Origin of the sequence: Pseudomonas lutea (assembly GCF_000759445.1) — a bacterium.
GTDB lineage: Bacteria > Pseudomonadota > Gammaproteobacteria > Pseudomonadales > Pseudomonadaceae > Aquipseudomonas > Aquipseudomonas lutea.
Genome location: NZ_JRMB01000002.1, coordinates 467116 through 490503, shown reverse-complemented (window position 1 = coordinate 490503; position 23388 = coordinate 467116). Strand labels below are relative to the sequence as shown.

Sequence of the window (23388 nt, the reverse complement as noted above, 5' to 3'; positions counted from 1 at the left end):
TGAGCCTGGGCAGACACCAGAGAACACGGCGCGCCGGACTGCGTCTGATAGAATGCCGCGACTTTTCGACCTGCCGGATGCCCCTCGTGTCACTGCCTTCTTCCCCGTCAATGACCCAGACTATTTTTCACAAGAATTCGGTCGCCTGTCTGAGAGATGAGCGGGAGGAGGAGAGTACCAAGCCCTACCTGGCTCGTGGATCACGTGCGCCCAGGTGCCATTACTGTCGCGTGATTGAAAGCCATTGCCTGTGCAGATGGCGTCCAAAGGTCGAAACGCGGTCGGGGGTTTGCCTGATCATGACGAAAAAGGAAGTGTTCAAACCCAGCAACACGGGTTGGCTGATTGCAGACGTGGTTCAGGATAACCATGCGTTTGTGTGGTCACGCACTGAGGTCGATGAAAAGCTGATTGCATTGCTTAACGACCCGCAATGGCAACCCTATCTGGTGTTTCCGGGGGAATATGTAGCGGCCGAGCGCGTTACTGACACCGTGACCGTTGACCCAAACAAGCGGCCGCTGTTCGTGTTGATTGATGCTACGTGGACAGAAGCACGGAAGATCTTCCGTAAAAGCGCTTACTTTGACTCCATCCCCATTCTGAGCCTGATTCCCGAAAAGCTTTCGCGGTACAAGCTAAGGCGCTCGACGCGTAGCGAACATCTTTGTACTGCTGAAGTGGCCGCATTGTGTTTCGATCTGGCCGGCGATACTGAAGCGGGGTCGGCCCTAAGCTGCTACTTCGATGTGTTCAGTCAGCACTATTTAGGTGCCAAGAATCAGTTGCCCCTCGACCTGCTAAGCGATGCTCACCAAGAGTTGAAAGGCTACCTTGAATAACCATCAGTAATGCCCTTGCCAGCAAGCCGCCTTAGAACGGTTCGAGATGGCAGCATGAGTCAGGCGAGGGCTTTCTTCGGCCACAACTGCGCCAGCAGCATCCCGGCCAGCATCAATCCACAACCGATGTAACCACGCAGTTGCAGCGCCTCCCCAAGAATCCAGGCGCCAGCGATGGCGGCAAACACTGCTTCCAGCGACAGGATGATGGCCGCATGGGAGGCAATCGCGTGCTTTTGCGCCACTACCTGCAGCGTGTAGCCCACGCCCACCGCGACGATGCCGCCGTAGAGCAGGGCAGGGCCTGCGTCGATGATGGCGTTGAGAGCAATCGGCTCGAAGAACACCGCCAGCAGCAGACTGACTACCGAGCAGGTGGCGAATTGCAGGAAGGCGAGACGGATCGGGTCGTGGCGGCTGGCGAACAGACTGACCAATATCACATGCCCGCCCCACACGAACGCGCCGATCAGTTGCAGCCAATCCCCCGAAGCGACGTGAAAGTTATCGCCAATACTGAGCAGGCACATGCCCACCACCGCCAGCAGACACCCGAGCCAGGTGCCGAGCCCGGTCTTGTGACCGAGCAGCAACCCCAACAGCGGAACGACGATCACATACAGGCCAGTGATGAAGCCGGAGTTGGTCACACTGGTAAACAGCAACCCGACTTGCTGCAGATTGATCCCGAGTGCCAGCGCCAGCCCCATGATGATGCCCGCGCGCAGCATTCCGCGATTGAGCAGTGGCTCAGGCACGCGGGCAGTGCTGGCGTTACGCAGAATCAATGGCACCAGGCATAGCGAACCCAGCGCGAACCTCAGACCGGAAAACAGATACGGGCCGATATGGTCCATTCCCGCAGTCTGGGCGACAAAACCGGTGCCCCAGATCAATGCGGTAAGGAGCATGAGCAGGTCCGCTCGCAGGGCATGGTTTGGCATGATGGCACTCGTCAGGTCGGGGGCGCAGACTGTGCCGCAAAGCGTCAGGCTTGACCACCCCGACTTCGCTGGGCATCCTTGGCGCCGCCCAGCCGCAGTCCCTGTGTCGATATGCCGCGGGCCGCCCCGATCAGTGCAGATGTATATCGCGCTGGTGTGTCATTGAGGCAGGGCGGATGCCACCTTGGGTGTTGAAACGTCGGCGCTCAGCCACTTGCAGGATCATTAAATGCCCTACGAAATCCTGATTGCCGACGACCATCCGTTGTTTCGCAGTGCACTGCATCAGGCCCTGAGCCTGGGGCTCGGACCTGATGCAAGGTTGGTCGAGGCCGAGAGCATTGCTGACCTGGAAGCGCGACTGACCGAAAAGTCCGACTGGGATCTGGTTCTGCTGGACTTGAATATGCCCGGCGCTTACGGCTTTTCGGGCCTTGTGCTGCTGCGTGGTCAATACCCGCAAGTGCCGGTCGTGATGGTGTCCGCCCAGGAAGAAGCAGCCGTCGTGGTCAAGTCGCGCGAGTTTGGCGCCAGCGGCTTCATCCCCAAGTCCAGCTCCCTTGAAGTCATTCAGAAAGCCGTGCGTACGGTACTCGACGGGGACGTCTGGTGGCCGCCGCAGGTCAATGAAAGCGTCAGCGTGTCGCCCGAAGCCAAGGCCGCCAGCGAAGGCCTTGCCAGTCTGACGCCGCAGCAGTTTCGCGTACTGACGATGGTCTGCGAGGGGCTGCTGAACAAGCAGATCGCCTATGAGTTGAGCGTCTCGGAAGCGACGATCAAGGCGCATGTCACGGCGATCTTTCGCAAGCTCAATGTGCGCACGCGAACCCAGGCAGCGTTGTTGTTGCAACAATTGGAATCCATACCGCAGAGCTGAATCACCTGATTCCGCTCCAGGCCCCGGCTGGCGCGGTCGACCTTCACACTTTTTTGACCGTCGCCGCACTAGCCTCCACCGCTTTCATCCATCAGTAGTTTTCCTATGACGTCGCCATTCAAAGGTCAGACCGGCCTTAAACGTATTCTCAACGCATCGGGCTACTCCCTTGACGGCCTGACCGCCGCATTCAAGGGCGAAGCTGCGTTTCGCCAGTTGGTGTTGCTCAACGTCGTGTTGATCCCGCTGTCATTCGTGTTTCACGTCAGCCGTGGCGAGCGCGCGATCCTGATCGCGGTGTGCCTGTTGGCGCTGATTGTCGAACTGCTGAACTCGGCCATTGAAGCCGCCATCGACCGCATCTCTCTGGATCGGCATCCGTTGTCCAAGAACGCAAAGGATATGGGCAGCGCTGCCCAGTTCGTGGCGCTGACCATGATTGCGGTGGTCTGGGGCCTGATTCTGCTGGGCTGACAATTGCTTTTATTGTCGAGCTGCGCCTTAGGCGATGCTCGGCAGGACAATCTCGTCGCTGCGGTTGACGCCAGCGGTGAATGAGCGGCAGAGGTCGAGGAATTCGCGGATAGCGGACGTCTGATACTTCTGTTTGTGCCAGATGAAGTAGAACTGGCGCACCAGATCGAGCTCCGGCGTTTCAACCGCGACCAGACTGCCCCGACGGAAAGCATCGCGCAACGCCAGGCGCGAGATGCAGCCAATGCCCAGGCCTGACTCAACGGCGCGTTTGATGGCCTCCGTGTGTTCCAGCTCCAGCCGCACATTGAGGCTGTTCAAATGATGACGCATGGCCTGGTCGAACGTCAGGCGTGTCCCGGAGCCTTGCTCACGCAAGATCCACGCCTCGCGTGTCAGCTCTTCCAGAGACGCACGGCCTTTTTTCGCCAGCGGATGTCGGGGCGCGCAAAACACCACCAGTTCATCTTCAACCCAGGTCTGCACTTCAATGTCAGGGTGGCTGCAGTCCCCCTCGATCAGCCCCAGATCAATCTCGTAATGCGCGACCTGCTGGACAATGTTTGCGGTGTTCTGCACGTGCAGCTTCACCTGGCTCTCCGGATGGCGCTGCATGAAGCTGCCGATAAGCAGGGTCGCCAGGTAATTGCCGATGGTCAGCGTGGCGCCCACCGCCAGTGAACCGAAACCGGACTTGCCATTGAGCAAGTCTTCAATCTCCTTGGCCTGGTCCAGCAGCGCGACGGCTTGAGGCAGCAGCTGCCGGCCTGTGGCGTTCAGGCTCAGTCGCTTGCCTGCGCGGTCGAAGAGCTGGCAACTGGACTGGCGTTCCAGTTCAGTGATGGAAGTGCTCGCCGCTGATTGCGACAAGGACAGCAAGACCGCCGCGCGCGAGACGCTTTCCTGCTGGGCGACGGCCACGAAGATCTGGAGCTGACGTAGAGTAAATCGCATATCTATATAACCGATAACCTATATCTTGATAATTCAGTTAACAGATATTGTGTCTGCCACTAGAATGTCGCGCAATGGCGCATTGACCCGCGCACGTCATTTATCAGGAGCTCCCACGTACCATGAGCAACATGAATCACGAGCGTGTTCTCAGCGTTCATCACTGGAACGACACGCTTTTCAGTTTCAAGTGCACCCGTGATCCTGGCCTGCGCTTCGAGAACGGTCAGTTCGTGATGATCGGTCTTCAGCAGCCCAACGGGCGCCCGCTCATGCGTGCCTACTCCATTGCCAGCCCGAACTGGGAAGAGCATCTAGAGTTCTTCAGCATCAAGGTGCCAGACGGCCCGCTGACCTCGCAGCTGCAGCACCTGAAGGAAGGCGATGAGATCATCATCAGCAAGAAGCCTACGGGTACGCTGGTGCTGGACGACCTGAAGCCGGGCAAACACCTTTACCTGCTCAGCACGGGCACCGGGCTGGCGCCTTTCATGAGCGTCATCCAGGACCCCGAAACGTACGAGCGATTCGAAAAGGTCATTCTGTGCCACGGCGTGCGTTACGTGAACGAAGTGGCGTACCGCGAGTTCATCACCGAGCACTTGCCGCAGAACGAATTTTTCGGTGACATGCTGCGCGACAAGCTGATCTATTACCCAACGGTCACCCGCGAGCCATTTGAGAACGAAGGCCGTCTGACTGACCTGATGCGCAGCGGCAAACTGTTCAGCGACATCGGTCTGCCGCCGATCAATCCGCAGGATGACCGCGCCATGTTGTGCGGCAGTCCGAGCATGCTCGATGAAACCAGCGAAGTGCTGAACAGCTTCGGCCTGACCGTTTCGCCGCGCATGCGTGAGCCGGGTGACTACTTGATCGAGCGCGCGTTCGTCGAGAAGTAAAACCGTTCAGATACGACCCAATCGCCAATGAATCACCCGTGCTGCAATGCGCAGGTGGCGTCATCGGCGAATAGGTCAGTACAGGCACCTGCGTTTTGGGGTCTGAAAAAAACCGCCTGGAGGTCACGGACCAGGCGGTTTTTTTGTGGGCGGGCGATTGGGTGTCAGCTAACGGCAGGGACCACTTCCAGCACCCGGATAAGGCCTGACTGTGGATAGTGCCAGCGCACGTCCAGGTCCCAGAACTGCGCGCCATAGACTCGTTCGGGCGTGGGCGTCTGGTACGCCGGTCGAGGGTCTTGTGCCAGGCACTGCTCGATCAGCTCGGTCAACGGCTCGTCAAGGCGCAGGGCATGCTCCTGCGCCTGAATCAGCGCAGCATCCTCCCACTGCACCGGAACCCGCGCCGGCGCTGCGGCGGCCATGCTGTTACGTGCATCGGCGATGATGTCGGCGTAGGGCACGTAGGGTTTGATGTCCAGTACCGGCGTGCCCTCAAGCAGGTCGATGCCCGACAACCACAAGCGCCCCGGCTCGACCTTGTCCAGCTTGACCACCGATTGCCCGATGCCATTGGGCCGGTGGGTAGCACGCGTGGCGAACACCCCCATCGACTGATTGCCGCCCAGGCGTGGCGGCCGCACTTTGAGTCGCGGCGTGTCTTCCAGCGCCTGATGAAACAGGAACAGCAGCCAGACATGGCTGACCTGTTCCAGCCCCTGGACAGCGTCGCCCTGATCAAATGGCGCGATCAGTTCCAGCACGCCCCGCGCGGCGGGTGCAAGTTGGGGCTGTCTGGGGATCGCGAACTTCTCTTTGAAGCACGAGCGCATGAAGCCGATCGGCGCGACGCTGTAGGCCTGAGTCATCGATAGCCCTGCAGCGCTTAACCGCGTACGCGCAGGGTCAGACCACGCAGGAAATTGCGCAGCAGCTGGTCGCCGCATGGACGGTAGTTATTGTGGCCAGCCTTGCGGAACAATGCGCTGAGCTCAGGCTTGGACACCGGGAACTCGGCCGCTTTGAGGATTGCGTGCATGTCGTCTTCCTTCAACTCGAAGGCCACGCGCAGCTTTTTGAGGACAATGTTGTTGGTGATCGGCAGTTCGACCGGCAGTGCGGGCCGGCTCTCGTCCTTGCCGCGCTTGAAAAACACCAGGCCGTCAAGGAAATGCGCCATGACTTCATCGCTGCAAGGCAGGAAGCCTTCTTCTTCATCTTTCTTCATGTAGGCCGTGACATCGGCCTTGTTCGCGTCAAACCCGCCGAGCTTGATGATATCGACCACTTTGGCGTCGTTGATATCGAGCATGTAGCGGATGCTGCGCAGTACATCGTTGTTCATCATGGTGCGTGGTTTTCCTGGAGATTCGCAGATGAGCGCGCGCGGGACCTGATGCGGCGCTCGGGAAAAGGGATTCAGAATTTTTCTTTTTCGGTCATGTAGCGCCATTGGCCTTCAGGCACTTTGCCGATGGAAACGCCACCGATACGGATGCGCCGTACCGAAACAACTTTCAGCCCGACCGCTTCGCACAGCTGGGCAATGACGCCGGGCTGCGGGTTCTTCATGGCGAAGCGCAGACGGTTTTCGTTCTGCCAGCTGGCTTTGACCTTGGGCAGCTCCTTGCCCTTGTAGGTCATGCCGTGGTTCAGGCGGTTGAGACCGTGGGCAACCATGTCGCCAGCGATCTCGACGACGTACTCCTGCTCGATCTTGCTGCGGTCGTCGGTGAGCTTGCGCAGGATCTTCCAGTCCTGACTGAACACCATCAGCCCGCTGGCATTGGCCTGCAGCGTGGAGATCGCTTCCAGGCGCAGGAAGTGGCCCTTGAGCGGGCGCCGGCCAATGCTGTGATCGGCCGACAGTGTGCCGGGAGTGATCAACGTCAGCGCAGTCTCGGGCGCCATGCCGGCTGGGGCATTGAACAGCAGGGTCACGGCTTCGGGCGTATCGGCCTTCGCCTCTGCATTGAGCACCACTGTCTGGTTTTCGACCTTGAACTGGGGTTCGTCGACGACAACGCCGTCCACCGTGACCCAGCCGCCTTCAATGAACAGCTCGGCTTCGCGACGAGAGCAACCGACGAGCTCGATCAGGCGTTTGGAAAGGCGAATGGGGTCAGTCATGAGAAAAGCCGTAACAAAATGGAAAGGCGCCTATTGTACCCGTGCAGGCGCCGTTAATCGCGGCTGCATTGAAATTGGCGAGCGAATGGGGCCCCACTGGATGGATTTTTTCGGGAGCGACGCAGGTCTGTTCTCTATTCCTACACCGTTCGGAGCAAATTCATGACCAAATGGCTACCCGCGCTGTTGATGACCGTCAGCTTGCCACTGCTCGCCGCGCAGACCCCGTCTTACGGCCCGCAGCTGGAAGGTTTCCAGTATCCGTTCCCGGCGCAGAATTTCCGTTTTGAATCCCAGGGCACGTCAGTGCAGATGGGCTATATGGACGTCAAACCGACCGGCACTGCCAATGGTCGCAGCGTCGTATTGCTGCATGGCAAAAACTTCTGCGGTGCCACGTGGGAGGGGACTATCAAGGCGCTGAGCGCCGCAGGGTATAGGGTCGTCGCGCCGGATCAGATCGGCTTCTGCCGCTCCAGCAAACCGGCGGACTACAAATACACCTTCGAGCAACTGGCGCAGAACACCAAAGCGCTGCTGAGCCAGTTGGGGATTGATCACGTCACGGTCGTCGGACATTCCATGGGCGGCATGCTGGCGACCCGCTTTGCGCTGATGTACCCCGAGCAGGTGGATCAGTTGCTGCTGGTCAATCCCATCGGTCTGGAGGACTGGAAAGCCAAAGGGGTGCCGGATCGCAGCTTCGACGACTGGTACGCCCGTGAGCTGAAAACCAGTGCCGACAGCATTCGCAAATACCAGCAGTCGACCTATTACGCCAACGAATGGCGCCCGGAATTCGATCACTGGGTCGACATGCAGGCAGGCATGTTCAACGGCAAGGGCAAGGAGGAGGTTGCTCGGGCGTCTGCGCAGACATACGGCATGATCTTCAATCAGCCGGTGTTTTACGACTTTGAAAAGCTGAAGATGCCCACCGTGTTGTTGATCGGGCAGAAGGACAATACCGCCATCGCCAAAGACGCAGCGCCCGAGGCACTGCGCAAATCGCTGGGCAACTACCCGGAGCTTGGCAAGGCCGCCGCCAAACGCATACCGCAGGCGACGCTGGTGGAGTTTGCAGGGTTGGGGCATGCGCCGCAGATTCAGGACCCGCAACAGTTCAACAAGGTGCTGGTGGAAAGCCTGAGGCGCTGAGCCAGATCTGGCAGGCACACGCAGTCAGTGGAAACCGGCTCGTTAGCGAATGGGCTGGGTCAGACGATGCCCGGGGCGGCGACGTTCCGGGTTCGCCAGCAAGCCGGCTCCTACAGTCGCCACATCGCTCGGGGCCGGTTCAGTATCACAAACCCGCTTTCAACCGCATTCTCAACATCGGGTAGGGGCGGCCCAGCCCGTCCACTTCCGCCCGGCCCACTTCCTCGAAGCCCTGTCGCTGATAGAACCCCAGTGCTTGCGGATTCTGTTCGTTGACGTCCAGCTCGGTGATCTGGAAATGCTCGATGGCATAGTCCAGCAGCTTCTTGCCCAAGCCTATGCCACGGAAGTCGGGATGGATGAACAGCATCTCGAGCTTGCCTGGCGTAGTGCCGGCGAATCCGGTGATACGCAGATGCGAATCACGGGTGCAGAAAAGATTAACGGCGCCCAGGTATTGCGTTTCCAGAAGGTGCCGAAGCAGTGCGATGTAGTCATCCGGCAAAAAGTCGTGAGTTGCCCGTACCGAGGCCTCCCAGACTCGGGTGAGCTCGGCGAAATCCTGCTGCCTGGGTAAGTAGATGACCGACGGGTGGGTCATGGTTGCTGCTGCTCCCTGGGTGTCGACTTCATGTGGGGACGATAACCAGAAAAAACAAACCCCGCCGTTTTACGGGCAGGGCTGTGATGGGTGCAGTGGCTGTTCGACCGCGTCGCGACTTAGATTGGCTCAGCCCACAAGTCGTACTCATCCGCATCCACTACACGGCACATGACTTTGTCGCCCGGCTTGAAGTCACGGTCGCTTTCGACAAAGACGTTGCCGTCGATTTCCGGCGCGTCGAAGAACGAACGACCGACGAAGCCTTGCTCGTCCACTTCATCGATCAGCACTTCGATCTCTTTGCCGATTTTCATCTGCAGACGTGCTGCACTGATGGCCTGCTGGTGCGCCATGAAGCGGTCCCAGCGATCCTGCTTGATGTCGTCCGGCACGATCGGCGCATCCAGCAGGTTTGCCGGCGCGCCTTCGACAGGGGAGTACTGGAAGCAGCCAACGCGGTCAAGCTGGGCTTCGGTCAGCCAGTCCAGCAGGTACTGGAAGTCTTCTTCGGTCTCGCCCGGGAAGCCGACGATGAAGGTCGAGCGGATGATCAGGTCCGGGCACTGCTCGCGCCAGTTCTTGATACGCGCCAGGGTTTTGTCTTCGAAGGCCGGACGCTTCATCAGCTTGAGGATTTTCGGGCTGGCGTGCTGGAACGGGATGTCCAGGTAGGGCAGGATTTTGCCCGCCGCCATCAGTGGAATGATCTCGTCAACGTGCGGGTACGGATACACGTAATGCAGGCGCACCCAGACGCCCAGAGAGCTCAGCGCCTGGCACAGCTCGGTCATGCGTGTTCTGACAGGCTGGCCGTCCCAGAAACCGGTACGGTATTTGACGTCTACGCCGTAGGCGCTGGTGTCCTGAGAAATCACCAGCAGCTCTTTGACGCCGGCCTTGACCAGGCGCTGCGCCTCGTCGAGGACGTCGCCAATCGGGCGGCTGACCAGTTTGCCGCGCATGGACGGGATGATGCAGAAGCTGCAGCTGTGGTTGCAGCCTTCGGAGATCTTCAGGTACGCGTAGTGACGTGGGGTCAACTTGACCCCTTGCGGCGGCACCAGATCAATCAATGGGTTGTGATCCAGCTTCGGTGGGGCCGCATCATGCACAGCATTGACCACTTGCTCGTATTGCTGCGGGCCGGTAACGGCCAGCACGCTCGGGTGGACGCTGCGAATCACGCTTTCGTCCACGCCCATGCAGCCGGTGACGATCACCTTGCCGTTTTCAGCCAGCGCCTCGCCAATGGTTTCCAGCGATTCAGCCTTGGCGCTGTCGATGAAACCACAGGTATTGACCACGACCACGTCGGCGTCCTGGTAGGTCGGGACGACCTGATAGCCTTCCATGCGCAGCTGAGTCAGGATGCGCTCGGAATCGACCAGAGCCTTGGGGCAACCCAGGCTGACAAAGCCGACCTTGGGGGCGGCAGACGTGGTGACGGTGGACATTGACTAACCTCGGCGTAGGATGCCCGGCGAACGGCCGTGGCATTGACTGGGCGCTGGGTGCGCCTCTGATCAAAAAGTGCGCAATTCTAGCGGCGAGTCGAAGGATTGACCAGCGTTAAACCGAGAATTACGACGAGTGCTGCGCTATGCTTCGCGGCGTTGCGCCTGGCAAGCCTCGTCTGCCGGGCGCATCGGAATTTACCGGTGCGCTGCGGGTCAATCCGACAGCACCGGATCGCAGTGCTCGAGTCAGGGTTCAGGAGTGGTAAATGGTTCATGCAACGAGTCAGGCAGAAGCCGGGCATTCTTCGGCCAAGCCGTTGAGTCTGCTGGTGGGCGCGGTGGGTGTGGCCTATGGCGACATCGGTACCAGCCCGTTGTACACCATTAAAGAAGTCTTCGTCGGAGGTTACGGCGTGCAAGCCGGCCACGACAGTGTGCTGGGCATTCTTTCGTTGATCTTCTGGGCGCTGATCTGGGTGGTCTCCTTCAAGTACATGGCCTTGGTGCTGCGCGCCGACAACGACGGGGAGGGCGGCATCATGGCGCTCACGGCGCTGGCACGACGTGCGTCGGCCAGGTATCCGAAGCTGCAGGCGAGCATGATCGTGTTCGGGCTGTTCGGCGCGGCGCTTTTCTATGGCGACAGCATGATCACGCCGGCCATTTCCGTGCTCTCTGCAGTAGAGGGCATGGAGCTGGCATTTGACGGCCTCGATCACTGGGTGGTGCCGATCGCGCTCGTTGTGCTGGTGGCGCTGTTTCTGATTCAGCGCCACGGCACGGCACGCATTGGCGTGCTGTTCGGACCGATCATGGTGTTGTGGTTCGTGACCCTGGGCGTGCTCGGGGTACACGGGATCCTGCAGCAGCCGGAAGTGCTGCACGCCGTCAATCCGATGTGGGCTGTGCGCTTTTTCATCGACCATCCCGGCATCGGCGTTTCGGTACTCGGCGCGGTCGTCCTCGCGCTGACCGGCGCCGAGGCGTTGTATGCGGACATGGGCCACTTCGGTCGCAAGCCGATCTCGCGCGCCTGGTTCGCGCTGGTGTTGCCTGCGCTGGTGCTGAACTACTTCGGCCAGGGTGCGCTGGTCATTCAGGACCCGGAAGCGGTGCGTAATCCGTTCTACCTGCTGGCGCCGAGCTGGGCGCTGCTGCCTCTGATCGCCTTGTCGACACTGGCGACCATTATTGCCTCGCAGGCGGTGATCTCTGGAGCGTTCTCGATGACGTTGCAGGCCATCCAGCTGGGTTACATCCCGCGCATGTACATCCAGCACACCTCAAGTGATGCTCAGGGTCAGATCTACATTGGTGCCGTGAATTGGGCGCTGATGGTCGGGGTCATTCTGCTGGTGCTGGGCTTTGAGTCCTCCGGCGCACTGGCTTCGGCCTACGGCGTGGCAGTGACCGGCACGATGCTGTGTACGACGATTCTGGTGGCCTCGGTCATGTTGCTGGCCTGGAAATGGCCGCCGTTGCTGGCCGTGCCTATCCTGCTGGGTTGCCTGTTCGTCGATGGCATGTTCTTCGCGGCCAATGTGCCGAAGGTCGTGCAGGGCGGGGCATTTCCGTTTCTGGCAGGCATCGCGCTGTTCATTCTGATGACCACCTGGAAACGCGGCAAACAGCTGCTGGTGGAGCGCATCGACGAAGGCGGCCTGCCGCTTCCGATCTTCATCAGCAGTATCCGCGTGCAGCCGCCTCATCGTGTCCAGGGTACGGCGGTGTTTCTCACCGCACGTCCGGATGCGGTGCCCCATGCGCTGTTGCATAACCTGCTGCATAACCAGGTGTTGCACGAGCAAGTGGTATTGCTGACTGTCGTCTACGAGGACACACCACGTGTGCCAGCGGCCCAACGATTCGAAGTCGAGGCGTTTGGCGAAGGGTTTTATCGGGTGATCCTGCACTTTGGTTTCATTGATGAGCCAGACGTTCCGGCAGCACTGGGCCTTTGCCATTTGGCGGAGCTGGACTTCAGCCCAATGCGCACAACGTATTTCCTCAGCCGCGAAACCGTGGTGTCCTCGAAACTGGTGGGCATGGCGCGCTGGCGCGAGGGCCTGTTTGCGTTCATGTTGAAGAATGCCAACGGCAACCTGCGGTTCTTCAAGCTGCCGTTTAACCGAGTGATCGAGCTGGGGACGCAGGTAGAGATGTAAAGCAGCCTCGCCCTTGTGGGACCGCCTCTAGCCGGGCAGGCGTCGGGTGTTACGCCGCAAGATTGCTGGTGTGCAAACGGGCTTCTTCCCGGCTGAAGCCGGTCCCACTGAAACACCGCGCTTGCTTTGCGGGACCGGCTTTAGCCGGGAAGACGCAGGGCGTCATGCCGCGAGACTGGTGGTGTGCAAGCGGGCCTTTTCCCGGCTGAAGCCGGTGCTGCAGCGCCTGGCCTGAACTCACCGAGTGGCTTAAACAAAAAAATCCCCGCAATCGCAAGAGAGCGGGGATTTTTTATGGCCGTTTGGTTATTCGGCAGCGGGCTCTTTGCCTTTCCACTTATCGATGACCGCACTCAGGCGCTTGGCCAGGGCGGGGTAGTCCTCATCGAAGTGATGGCCGCCCGGCAGCTGCATCTTCTCGCCAGGTGCGGTGGCTTCGGTACAGCCGCTCTCGTCCTTTTCTTCGATCCCGTAGACACACAACACTTTGTCGCCGGGCAGCTTGGCCATTTCGGGGCCTGTGGCAGCCTCTTTGCCAGCCGCACCGAGCCAGCCTTCGACGGCAATCTCAAAGCTCCCCGTGCGGGCGAATGCAAGCAGGATGATGCCATCTACCCGTGCCTTGTCTTCCTCGGGCAAGCGGTTATAGATCGCAGGCAATACGTCAGCCCCGAACGAGTAACCCGCCAGCACAAAATGCTTGGCTCCCCACTTCTGCCGGTAATGCGCCATCAGTTCGGTCAGATCAGCGGCCGTCTGCTCAGGCGATTTGTGTTCCCAGTAGTAGCGAAGGGTGTCGATGCCAACGACCGGGTAGCCTCCCATCTTCGCCATGTCACCGGCGACCTCCTTGTCGAGGTCACGCCAGCCACCATCGCCGGAAAGGAACAGCGTCACGGTGTCGGAAGGTTGTGACGAGGGCACCTCGACGACCGGGATGTTTAACCCACCGCTGTCATCGCCACCGATCAATCGACGGCGCACTTCGTTGTTCAGCACTTGTGGGTACTTGATGTCGTAATCGCTGATGCTGGTTTCGGTGTTGGGCGCATCGCGTACCAGCGTAGCGCTTTCATCGTCCGGGCCGTCGTTCCAGGCGACCGTCCATTTGCCGTGGGCCGCAGCCTTCGGCACAGGTTCGGTGCAGCCCGGCTGATCGCGGACAAAACCCACTGAAATGGCTTGGGCATTGTCGTTGCTCTGGCCCGCCAGCCAGCGCCATGCCAGCGAAGCGCCCGGCCCGATGCCTGCGACCAGGTCAGGCGCGCCGTCGAGCTTCTGTAGCGCGGCGTTGAAGGTTTTAGCCTGCAATTGGCAATCATCTTTAGGCAGAGTGACCTGTATCACGCGGGCCGAAGCGTCGTAGCTCAGCGCGAGCAACTGCTTCTCGGTCATGGACTCCTCGGCGGTCACCGCAAGCGCCACCTGCGTCTTTACCTTCGTCGAAGGCACCACGCGAATCAGCGCCGAGCCATCATCGAGGGTGATGTGTTCCAGAGTCGGTTGCGCGGCAGGGCGGGTCCACAGCCAGTAAGCCACAGCTCCCAGCACAACAATCAACAGGGCTGCGAGCAAAAAGCGCAAGTAGCGTCGAATCATCAGCGTTTCACCAATCCAGTCAGGCCGCCCGCAATCAGGGCAGCGGTATCCGCCAGTGCCACGAGCGGATCAAGTCCTGCCGGCACGGCCATATATCGGGGTTCCCAGTCAGGCTGGAATTTGTCTTTGAAGCGACGCAGCCCCTGGAAGTTGTAAAGCTGTTCGCCACGACTGAAGACCATAGAGCCCAGACGCTGGGTCAGCGGTGCGCCACGGCGAGGTTGCAGCCCGGACAACGGCACCATGCCCAGGCTGAAACGGGCGTAGCCTTCTTTTTTGTAATGAAGGATGAGCCCGACCATCATGAATTCCATGGTCAGCTTGGGGGCTTCCGGGTGCGAACGCATGAGGTCCAGGCTCGCCAGGTCATTGCGCGAGGTCTCCAGCAGGTTGGAAAACGCCACTGGTTTGCCTTGGAAATGGACAATGGCGATGCGGAAATGCTTCAGGTATTCAAGGCTGAATCGGCCCAGCGAGAAACCTTTCTCACGGACATTCTTGCCGGTGAGCCAGGCGTCGGAGATGACCTTGAGCTCCTCCATGGGCGCCTGACCCACTTCGTAGATTTCCAGCGACAGACCATCGCGGCCACCTCTGTTCCAGGTGTAACGCAGGTCTTTCATCTCCTTGCCCTTGGCTTCGATGTCGAACTTGAGCAAGTCCACCCGGGCTTCTTCGCCCAGCTTGATCGCGGTCAATCCAATGTCCATATAGAACGGCAAGTTCTCTGCACGCACCTGATAAAACACCGGACGGGCGTGGTGAACGTCGCACAAATCGCGGAATTGCCAGATCAGTTCGGCGCGTTGTTGGGTTGGGCCGATTGGGTCATACAGCGCGACAAGGCTGCGGCCACGGTGGGCGTACATCAGAAAGGCATTGCCGTCCGGGTGCATGAGCACGGCTTTGTCACCGGTCAGAACCAGGCCGCCATCGGGCTGGCTGGAGGCCTTGATGATCTCGGCGGCTTTGGCCAGTTGCGCCTCATCCGGCAGATTGATCACCGGACGCGCCGTGCGCAGCAGCCACGTCAGCGAAACAATCAACAGCAACACCGCACTGCCCAGTGCCGAGCGCAGACCGCGCGGCGCATCGGCGTCCAGCGTGAACTGCCACCACAACTGGTGGCTGTACGGCACGTCCTGGTAAGCGAAAAGCAGCAACCAGACCGACGCACCCAGTACGCACACGCTGGCCACCAGATACAGCGGCGAGAATGGCAATTCCAGCAAGCGACTCGGCCGGTAGAACGAGCGGCGGAAGATTGCCAGCAGGAACGCGGTCATCAGCAGCAGGCTTGCTTCCTCCCAATCGAAACCTTTGAGGATCGACAGGATGGACCCGACGAATAGCAGGATGGTGGTCAGCATCCACGCTGCGGAAAGCCGGCGGCGCAAGCCCTGCGCGAGCAACAGGCAAAGGACGCCAATCAGACTTGCACCGAAGTGGGATGCGTCGATCAGCCGGTGCGGAATCAGGAAGCCCAGGCTCTCGAGGCGGGTGTCGATCTCGGGCGTCGACCCTGAAAACAGCAGCACCACACCAGAGAGAAACACCAGCAGCGCCAGAATCGGCGCGCCCAGCCCCGAGGCGACGCGCATGGCCTGCTGTGCGAACAGCAGTCTCTTCGCTTCGCTATAGAGCAATACCAGGCAGGCGATCAGCAGTGGCAATACCACGTAGATCAGCCTGTACAGCAACAGCGCGGCGGCCAATGGCGCAGCGCCCAGCTCATCGGCGAATGCTGCGAGCAGGATGGCTTCAAAGACGCCGACGCCACCGGGCACATGGCTGAGCACTCCGGCCGCCAGCGCCAGGAGATAAACCAGCAGAAATGCGCCAAACGGAGGTGCGGAGGGCAGTAAAAGATAGAGCACAGCGGCCGCAGCTGCGACGTCGAGTGCGGTGATGACCAGCTGCATCAGCGTCAGGCGTACGCCTGGCAGGCGCAAGGTTCGACGTCCGGCACGGACCAGCAAGTTATGCGGGATGGTTTGCTCCGGCAAACGTCGCCGGTAGACCGCGTATCCCAGAATCGCACTGATAGCCAATATCGCCACTGCACTGATCGCCAGGACTGGAACCGACAGGTGCAATGCCAGCGACGCGGCAGGCAAATCGCTCAACGTTGCCAATGCAGCCAGAGGCGGCAGCGCACAGCCCAGTGAAAGGCTGGCGAACAGCGTCATGTGGGCGACTTCGCCCGCACCGAGCCCCAGACGCGAATAAAGGCGATAACGCACCGAACCGCCGGAAAGCATCGACAGGCCGACGGCGTTACCGATGGCAAACGCGCAGAACCCGCCCATAACCAACGATTTGGCGGGCAACTGGACATTGGCGTAGCGACTGGCGGACCACTCATAGCCCAGCAAAATCACAAAGCCGATGGCGGTGGCGACCACTGCGCCAGCCAAAGAGGGCAGGGGCACGCTGAGCAGAGAGTCCTGCAGGGCGTAGATATCCAGCTCCATCAACATGTGCCGACAGGCAATCAAGGCAATGGCGAACAGGATAATGGTGACGCCTAACCCGATGGGCTGGCGATGCTTGCTGACCCATTCACGTGGACGCAGCCGTTTAGAGTGAGCCGGAGGATTCTCCGTCACAGCTTCATTTGTGTCGGACGGGTTGGCGCGCATCAATCACTCCTTGGATCGTGCGCGACAGGATGGAGGTATACAGCCAAGTTACCAATCCCTACGCGAAAAATAATTCAGGATGTTAGCGCTTCAACGTCTAACGGGCGAATACCACGGACACGCATCGGTGACCGTTCAGTCTAGGTTCAGTCGCTGGCCAGCGTATCGGCAGGGGAGATCAAAACTATTGCTCCCGGCAACATACAGTAACAAGACCTCTTGGCCGAACGCATCCCGGCTGTGGGATGTGACAAGGATTACTGCCGGCTGTTCGTCACCTTTCAGCGAGGCAAAAAAAAGGCCACTCTTTCGAGTAGCCTTTTTAGATGTTGGTTGCGGGAGCCGGATTTGAACCGACGACCTTCGGGTTATGAGCCCGACGAGCTACCAGACTGCTCCATCCCGCGTCTGTGTGGCGGCATTCTACAGCCGAACGAAGATGTGTCAACCTTTAACACCACATATCGACAAAATAACCACGTCGACGGGTCCATGACGTCTAAGCATCGGTCGCACAAGGCTTTTATAGAGAATCGCGCGTGACGGTCGGCGGCTCGGTTACGCTCATCTGGTTTGCCAAGGCCAACAAGGCCGGGTGAGATGAACTGGCCAAATGACGCCCACAAAAAAGGCCACTCTTTCGAGTAGCCTTTTTTGATGTTTGGTTGCGGGAGCCGGATTTGAACCGACGACCTTCGGGTTATGAGCCCGACGAGCTACCAGACTGCTCCATCCCGCGTCTGTGTGGCGGCATTCTACAGAGGATCGACGAGCTGTCAAGCAATAGGCAGAAAAAAAGGCTTTTTCTTCAAACGGTTAGCAGGAGGCGTTAGCTCGTGGCAGCGTCGGGCTCCGCCGTGTAAGTCGTTGACCACCCTTCATCAGACGACTGGGAGGCACCTTTGGTAGGGAGATAAGCTTTGGCAGTGTAAGACCCGTCCTGCGGATGAGATACTGCACGACCGTTTTCCTACGACCGTGTGTGATGCCGCAGCGCAAAATCATCCATATCGACTGTGACTGCTTCTATGCCGCCATTGAAATGCGCGATGACCCGCGTCTGGCAGGCAAGCCGCTGGCTGTGGGAGGGTCCGCCGATCGTCGAGGCGTTATCGCCACCTGCAACTACGAAGCCCGGGCCTACGGCATCCGTTCCGCGATGTCTTCTCGGCACGCGCTCACGCTGTGCCCGGACCTGACCATCGTCAAGCCGAGGATGGATGCCTATAAAGAAGCGTCCAGGGAAATTCAAACGATCTTCCGGGATTACACCGATTTGATCGAACCGCTGTCGCTGGACGAGGCGTATCTGGACGTCACGGAGTGCGAGCACTTCGCGGGCAGTGCCACACGCATCGCGCAGGACATTCGACGGCGGGTCTCCAATCAGCTGCACATCACCGTTTCCGCTGGCGTTGCTCCAAACAAGTTTTTGGCCAAGATCGCCAGTGACTGGAAGAAGCCCAATGGATTGTTTGTCATCACCCCCGACCAGGTTGAAGACTTCGTCTCCCAGCTGCCTGTTTCCAAGCTGCACGGGGTGGGCAAGGTGACAGCCGACAAGCTGGGTCGCCTCGGGATTGTCACCTGTACGGATTTGCGTGATTGGAGCAAGTTGTCGTTGGTGAGGGAGTTCGGCTCTTTTGGCGAGCGGCTGTGGAACCTGGCCCATGGGATCGATGATCGGCCGGTCCAAAATGACAACCGACGCCAGTCTGTCAGTGTGGAAAACACCTACGACACTGACCTGCCGGACCTCGCCAGTTGCCTGGCGATGTTGCCGACGCTGCTGGCCACCCTCAACGAACGCATCGCGCGCATCGACAGCCTCTACCGCCCGGGTAAGCCCTTCGTGAAGGTCAAATTCCACGACTTTACCCAAACCACGCTGGAGCAGGCCGGAGCAGGGCGAGACCTTGGCAGCTACGAACATCTGCTGACCCAGGCGTTCGCCCGCGGTGGCAAGCCGGTCCGACTGTTGGGAATCGGCGTGCGCCTGCACGACCTTCGCGCGGCTCACGAGCAACTGGAACTGTTTAGCTGAGGCTATTCGGCGCTGGGTGGCACCGCGACCAGTCGACCGGCGTCTTTGGCCAACGATCTGAGAAACTGGTGCTGCAACTGCGGATCGTTACGCGTCATTTCAATCAGCGACTGCTCCAGCTCACTGGCTTGCTCTTCAAGTCCCAGCTCCGACAGACGCTTGACGCGATGGACCCACTGGCTGACCTCATCGTCTTCCAGATCGTCGTAGATCAAATCGTGGGCCTCAAGCAGCTTCCCGCGCAGTGTTCGGCTGAGCGGCAAGGTGGCGTTTGCCTGGACGTTGCTCTGGTCATCCTGCACGCGGATCGCCAGCTGCGTCACATGGCTGAGATCCTGTTCGGCGAAGGGGCTGTCCAGCAGATTGACCCGCAGCACGCCATTGCGGTCCGTAGTCATTTCATGCGTTTGCTTGCCTGCGGTGACGTCGACCGGCGCATCGCTCCACGGCAGGCTCGAATGCTCGACGCGGTGGTCGCGCTGCACTTCATCGATGCCCGCCAGGTTTTGCTGGGCACGACCGTGAGACGGTGCATTCATGAAGGGGTTGATGCCGGCTACACCGTAGCTGAGCCAGTCTTTGGTCACGCTGTCCGGGAGGCTGCCAAACGTCAGCACGTTAACCACGTTTGCGCCCACCCCGGCCACGATCGCCACTGCTCCGAGCGGAATTTCGTAGACCTCCCGCCAGGGCTGATAGGGCGTGTATCGGTCGTAATGCCGCGTCACTTCAAATTCGGTGATGTCGAAAGTTTTCAGCTCGTGGATGCGTATCCGTCGCTGGGGTAACTCAAGCGTTTTGGGTTCACCGATGTCGACCTGAAAACTGTGCTGGAGCAATTTGCGCTCGACACGTTCTTCATGCTCGCTTCGTTGAGACAGATGATTGGCGCAGCCGCCGAGAAACAGGCTGGTGCACAAGACAGCGCCTGCGAGACGTGATGGATTTCGCTTGAACATGAGATCTCTGGGTGCAGATAGGCGCATAGCAGAAGCGTGGCGAATGAAGGTGCGCCTGCGGGGGTCGCAGGCGCGCGTTCCGGTCAGCGCTTGATCCGATCCTTGATGAAAGACAGCACATCGGCAACAGGCAACGCCTGAGCTTCGGCTTCGGTGCGGCTCTTGTACTCGAGGTTGCCCTCGGCAAGCCCGCGGTCGCTGACTACGATGCGGTGCGGAATGCCGATCAGTTCCATGTCGGCAAATTTGATGCCCGGACTGGTCTTCTTGTCGCGGTCGTCCAGCAGCACTTCGAAGCCCGCAGCGGTCAGTTCGGCGTACAGCTTGTCTGTGGCCTCTTTGACTGCTTCGGTCTCATAGCGCAGTGGCACGAGGGCGATCTGGAAAGGAGCCAGAGCGTCGCTCCAGATGATGCCGTTGGCGTCGTTGTTCTGCTCGATGGCCGCAGCCACTACGCGTGAAACTCCAATGCCGTAGCAGCCCATGGTCAAGGTAACCGGCTTGCCGTTTTCGCCGAGTACCTGGCACTTCATCGCGTCGCTGTACTTGGTGCCGAGCTGGAAAATATGCCCGACTTCAATGCCGCGTTTGATGATCACTGTGCCTTGGCCGTCGGGGCTTGGGTCGCCGGCGACAACGTTGCGCAGGTCAGCCACGGTCGGAACCGGCAGGTCGCGCTCCCAGTTGACGCCGAAGTAGTGCTTGTCATCTATGTTCGCGCCAATGGCAAAGTCGCTCATCAGCTCGACAGAGCGGTCAATGATGCACGGCAGCGGCAGATTCAACGGCCCGAGCGAACCTGCGCCGGCGCCAATGGCATCACGCAGTTCAGCTTCGGAAGCCATGACCAGCGGGCTGGCCACTTGCTCAAGATTAGAGGCCTTGATCTCGTTGAGTTCGTGATCGCCTCGGATGATCAGGGCGATCAGCTTCCCTTCTTCAGCGGCATGAACCACGAGGGTCTTCACGGTCTTTTCGATTGGCAGGTTGAACTGCTCGACCAGCGCCGCGATGGTCTTCGCGTCGGGGGTATCTACCAGGCGCATCTGCTCGGCGGCGGCAGGGCGGCTCGCTTCACGTGGAATGGCTTGTGCTTTTTCAATGTTGGCGGCGTAGTCGGAGGTGTCGCTGAACACGATGTCATCTTCACCCGACTCGGCGAGGACGTGGAATTCATGGGAGCCCGCGCCACCGATGGATCCGTTGTCCGCAACCACAGGGCGGAAATTCAGGCCCAGACGGGTGAACACGTTGCAGTACGCCTGGTGCATGCGATCGTAGGTTTCCTGAAGGGAATCCTGTGTCGCATGAAAGGAGTAGGCGTCCTTCATGATGAATTCACGGCCACGCATCAGGCCAAAACGCGGACGGATTTCGTCGCGGAACTTGGTCTGGATCTGATACATGTTGATCGGCAGCTGTTTATAGCTATTGAGTTCATTGCGGGCCAGATCGGTGATGACCTCTTCGTGGGTCGGGCCCGCGCAAAAATCTCGATCGTGACGGTCTTTCAGTCGCAACAGCTCCGGACCGTACTGTTCCCAACGGCCCGATTCCTGCCAGAGCTCCGCTGGCTGAATGCCGGGCATCAACACCTCAAGCGCGCCCGCTGCGTTCATTTCTTCACGCACCACCACCTCGACCTTGCGCAGTACTCGCAGGCCCATGGGGAGCCAGGTGTAAAGACCCGAAGCCAGTTTGCGAATCATGCCGGCACGCAGCATCAGCTGATGGCTGATCACGACCGCGTCGGATGGCGTTTCTTTCTGTGTGGCGAGCAAATATTGACTGGTACGCATGGTCGGCCGTTGTCGGTTGCTGTGACTGGGAAATGATTCGGGATTGTACGGTGGTGGTACCGCTGAGTACAGGCCGGGCGGGCGCCGCGGATGGAGGGAATGTCATACAGACGCCCATTAAAAAGCCCGGCGCGGGGGCCGGGCTTTTCATTAACGAGTGTCAGACAATGCGATTACAGGACCGAAATCGGGTAGTCGACGATCAGACGGAACTCGTTGATATCGCCTTCGCCTTCGTCGGCATTGGCGCGGTGCCATGCTTGACGAATACGGAACGACAGGTCTTTGGCCGGGCCAGCTTGAACAACGTACTTGGCCTCGACGTTGGTTTCGTGGTGGCTGCCGTCTTCGCCATACAGGCCGGCGTAAATAGCATTATTGCCTTTGGTGCCATCGATATTAGTACCGCTGACGTAACGAGCCATGAAGCTCAGGCCAGCCACGCCGTAGGGCGCCATGTTCAGGTCATAGCGACCTTGCCACGATCTTTCCCCAGGGGCGTTAAAGTCGGAGTATTGAATCGAGTTCGCAAGGAAGATCGAGTCGCCGCCCTTGTTGTTGTCGCCGATCCCGATGTAGTCGAACGGCGTGTTGCCATTAACTTTCTGGAACGCCAGGGTCAATGTATGCGCCGCCAGGAAGGAGTAAGCGGCGGAGCCCGACCAAGCGGTGTTGCTGATTGAGCCGGCCTTTGCGCTGCCAGTGTCTTTAGTGTTGTAAATGTTGAAGTCGAAAGCCAGTGCCTGATCGTCGGTCAACGGGAGTGCGTAGTTGATGTTGCCGTAGTACTGGTTCCACACGTCTTCGAGCTTGGCATAGTAGAAGCCTACGCCCAGATTATCCGTGATCGAATACTTACCGCCGCCAAAGTCCGCAGATCTGGCTTGCACGTTGGCGTATTGGGCGAAGATTGAGCCATCATGGCTTGTATCGTTTTGGCTGGTGCCCGAATAGAAGTGGCCAGCTTCAACGTCGAGGCCTTTGATCTCGCTGCTTTGAAGGCTCAGACCGCTTGCAGTTTGCGGCAACAGGCGCGAGCCACCCACTGCGAACACTGGGTTCTGAGGTTGCATGTCACCGATTTTCAATTCGGTTTTCGAAACCCGGAACTTGACGGCGCCACCGGCCTTGCCAAAGCTGTCGTGGTTGTCGCGGAAACCGTCGGAATTTGGTGTGGTATCCAGCGTCAAGTTGCCGGAACCCGAATGCTTGTCGTCGCCGCTGAGTTTGAAACCGGCGTAGCCGAACGCGTCAACACCCACGCCGATCAGGCCTTGGGTATAACCGGAGGTGAAGTTACCCCAGAAACCTTGAGTCCAGTCGCGTTGGTCCTTGCGGCCCTCGTCGTGCAGGATGTGACGGTTGAAATAGTAGTTACGAGCCTTAACGTCCAGCTTGCTCCCCTCTACAAAACCAGTTGCTTCGGACTGATCGCTTACGAATGCCGCAGCCGATGCCAATTGGGTGCTGGCTGCAGTAACGGCCAGTGCGATTGCGCTCCACTTCATCACTCTCATCGTGACTTTGCTCCTTTGGTTTTTAAGAAGAGTACTGCCGTCCACCTGTTTTTTTATCTGGCCGGCTTCTTTCTTTTTGGTGTCGGCGAAATCTATAGCACGCTGACATTATTGGCGATACTTACGAGCCTTTCCTTTCGGTTTTTTTACGGGCTGTCGCAGCCAGTGCTGTTCGTGTCGCGATTGAACAGCTTCCTTAGTCCGTGGATCGTGCAACTAGAGGAAGGGTGGCAAGGCGAGAATCGCTCTCAAATACCTCGACCCATCCCTGATGGCTTCCCCCTTGAAACGTCGCTGCATCCGTGTCGCCCCCGCATCCCG

Annotated in this window: 19 protein-coding genes and 2 tRNA genes; 7 read left to right on the top strand and 14 right to left on the bottom strand. The window is 59.3% G+C overall.

The features are described from left to right. The first annotated feature begins 110 nt into the window (after positions 1-110). Complete coding sequence (locus LT42_RS14365) at positions 111-842, top strand: tRNA-uridine aminocarboxypropyltransferase (protein ID WP_037014166.1); 732 nt, start codon at positions 111-113, stop codon at positions 840-842. A gap of 59 nt (positions 843-901) precedes the next feature. Here the strand turns inward: LT42_RS14365 and LT42_RS14360 are convergent, their stop codons facing one another. Further along, entirely contained in the window at positions 902-1786 is an 885-nt protein-coding gene (locus LT42_RS14360) for a DMT family transporter (RefSeq protein WP_037014163.1), read from the bottom strand. Positions 1787-2015: 229 nt separating this feature from the next. Between LT42_RS14360 and erdR the strand changes: the two genes are divergently transcribed. Next, entirely contained in the window at positions 2016-2663 is a 648-nt protein-coding gene (gene erdR / locus LT42_RS14355; protein ID WP_037014161.1) for a response regulator transcription factor ErdR, read from the top strand. 105 nt (positions 2664-2768) lie between these two features. Further along, entirely contained in the window at positions 2769-3137 is a 369-nt protein-coding gene (locus LT42_RS14350; RefSeq protein WP_037014158.1) for a diacylglycerol kinase, read from the top strand. A 27-nt stretch (positions 3138-3164) separates the two neighbouring features. Here the strand turns inward: LT42_RS14350 and LT42_RS14345 are convergent, their stop codons facing one another. Next, on the bottom strand, positions 3165-4091 hold the full coding sequence (locus tag LT42_RS14345; RefSeq protein ID WP_037014155.1) for a LysR family transcriptional regulator: 927 nt from the start codon (positions 4089-4091) through the stop codon (positions 3165-3167). 122 nt (positions 4092-4213) lie between these two features. On the opposite strand from LT42_RS14345, the gene fpr reads away from it, so the two are divergent. Next, the gene (gene fpr / locus LT42_RS14340; protein ID WP_037014152.1) at positions 4214-4993 is read left to right on the top strand and encodes a ferredoxin-NADP reductase; all 780 of its coding nucleotides are present in this window, start codon (positions 4214-4216) and stop codon (positions 4991-4993) included. Positions 4994-5157: 164 nt separating this feature from the next. Here fpr and tsaA read toward each other — a convergent pair whose 3' ends face one another. The 3 genes from tsaA to LT42_RS14325 all read right to left on the bottom strand — a co-directional run bounded on the left by tsaA (position 5158) and on the right by LT42_RS14325 (position 7123). Beyond that, positions 5158-5862, bottom strand: coding sequence for a tRNA (N6-threonylcarbamoyladenosine(37)-N6)-methyltransferase TrmO (gene tsaA, locus LT42_RS14335; RefSeq protein ID WP_037014149.1), 705 nt, complete (start codon positions 5860-5862; stop codon positions 5158-5160). 17 nt (positions 5863-5879) lie between these two features. Continuing rightward, positions 5880-6341, bottom strand: coding sequence for a YehS family protein (locus LT42_RS14330; protein WP_037014146.1), 462 nt, complete (start codon positions 6339-6341; stop codon positions 5880-5882). 71 nt (positions 6342-6412) lie between these two features. After that, positions 6413-7123: an rRNA pseudouridine synthase gene (locus LT42_RS14325; protein ID WP_037014143.1), complete on the bottom strand. Its 711-nt coding sequence runs from the start codon at positions 7121-7123 to the stop codon at positions 6413-6415. A gap of 162 nt (positions 7124-7285) precedes the next feature. Between LT42_RS14325 and LT42_RS14320 the strand changes: the two genes are divergently transcribed. Next, positions 7286-8281: an alpha/beta fold hydrolase gene (locus LT42_RS14320; protein ID WP_037014141.1), complete on the top strand. Its 996-nt coding sequence runs from the start codon at positions 7286-7288 to the stop codon at positions 8279-8281. Between the two features lie 145 nt (positions 8282-8426). On the opposite strand, the gene LT42_RS14315 is transcribed toward LT42_RS14320, so the two are convergent. Then, a complete protein-coding gene (locus LT42_RS14315) occupies positions 8427-8882 on the bottom strand; it encodes a GNAT family N-acetyltransferase (RefSeq protein WP_037014139.1) in 456 nt (151 codons plus the stop codon). 119 nt (positions 8883-9001) lie between these two features. After that, positions 9002-10339: a 30S ribosomal protein S12 methylthiotransferase RimO gene (gene rimO, locus LT42_RS14310; protein WP_037014136.1), complete on the bottom strand. Its 1338-nt coding sequence runs from the start codon at positions 10337-10339 to the stop codon at positions 9002-9004. Between the two features lie 269 nt (positions 10340-10608). On the opposite strand from rimO, the gene LT42_RS14305 reads away from it, so the two are divergent. Next, complete coding sequence (locus tag LT42_RS14305) at positions 10609-12507, top strand: potassium transporter Kup (RefSeq protein WP_037014133.1); 1899 nt, start codon at positions 10609-10611, stop codon at positions 12505-12507. A gap of 306 nt (positions 12508-12813) precedes the next feature. Here LT42_RS14305 and LT42_RS14300 read toward each other — a convergent pair whose 3' ends face one another. The 4 genes from LT42_RS14300 to LT42_RS14285 form a co-directional block, all read right to left on the bottom strand. Further along, complete coding sequence (locus tag LT42_RS14300; RefSeq protein ID WP_037014130.1) at positions 12814-14106, bottom strand: virulence factor family protein; 1293 nt, start codon at positions 14104-14106, stop codon at positions 12814-12816. Beyond that, entirely contained in the window at positions 14106-16748 is a 2643-nt protein-coding gene (gene mprF / locus LT42_RS14295) for a bifunctional lysylphosphatidylglycerol flippase/synthetase MprF (RefSeq protein WP_037014127.1), read from the bottom strand. Before mprF ends, LT42_RS14300 begins: the two co-directional genes overlap by 1 nt. A gap of 330 nt (positions 16749-17078) precedes the next feature. Beyond that, positions 17079-17155, bottom strand: a tRNA-Met gene (locus LT42_RS14290). A gap of 255 nt (positions 17156-17410) precedes the next feature. Then, a tRNA-Met gene (locus LT42_RS14285) sits at positions 17411-17487 on the bottom strand. A 246-nt stretch (positions 17488-17733) separates the two neighbouring features. Here LT42_RS14285 and dinB point away from each other — a divergent pair. Next, positions 17734-18792, top strand: a complete 1059-nt coding sequence (dinB, locus tag LT42_RS14280; protein ID WP_037014125.1) for a DNA polymerase IV — start codon at positions 17734-17736, stop codon at positions 18790-18792. A gap of 2 nt (positions 18793-18794) precedes the next feature. Here the strand turns inward: dinB and LT42_RS14275 are convergent, their stop codons facing one another. The 3 genes from LT42_RS14275 to LT42_RS14265 form a co-directional block, all read right to left on the bottom strand. After that, positions 18795-19751: a hypothetical protein gene (locus LT42_RS14275; protein WP_037014122.1), complete on the bottom strand. Its 957-nt coding sequence runs from the start codon at positions 19749-19751 to the stop codon at positions 18795-18797. A gap of 83 nt (positions 19752-19834) precedes the next feature. Next, on the bottom strand, positions 19835-21550 hold the full coding sequence (locus LT42_RS14270; protein ID WP_037014118.1) for a proline--tRNA ligase: 1716 nt from the start codon (positions 21548-21550) through the stop codon (positions 19835-19837). 173 nt (positions 21551-21723) lie between these two features. After that, a complete protein-coding gene (locus tag LT42_RS14265; protein ID WP_037014116.1) occupies positions 21724-23067 on the bottom strand; it encodes an OprD family porin in 1344 nt (447 codons plus the stop codon). Positions 23068-23388: the final 321 nt, after the last annotated feature.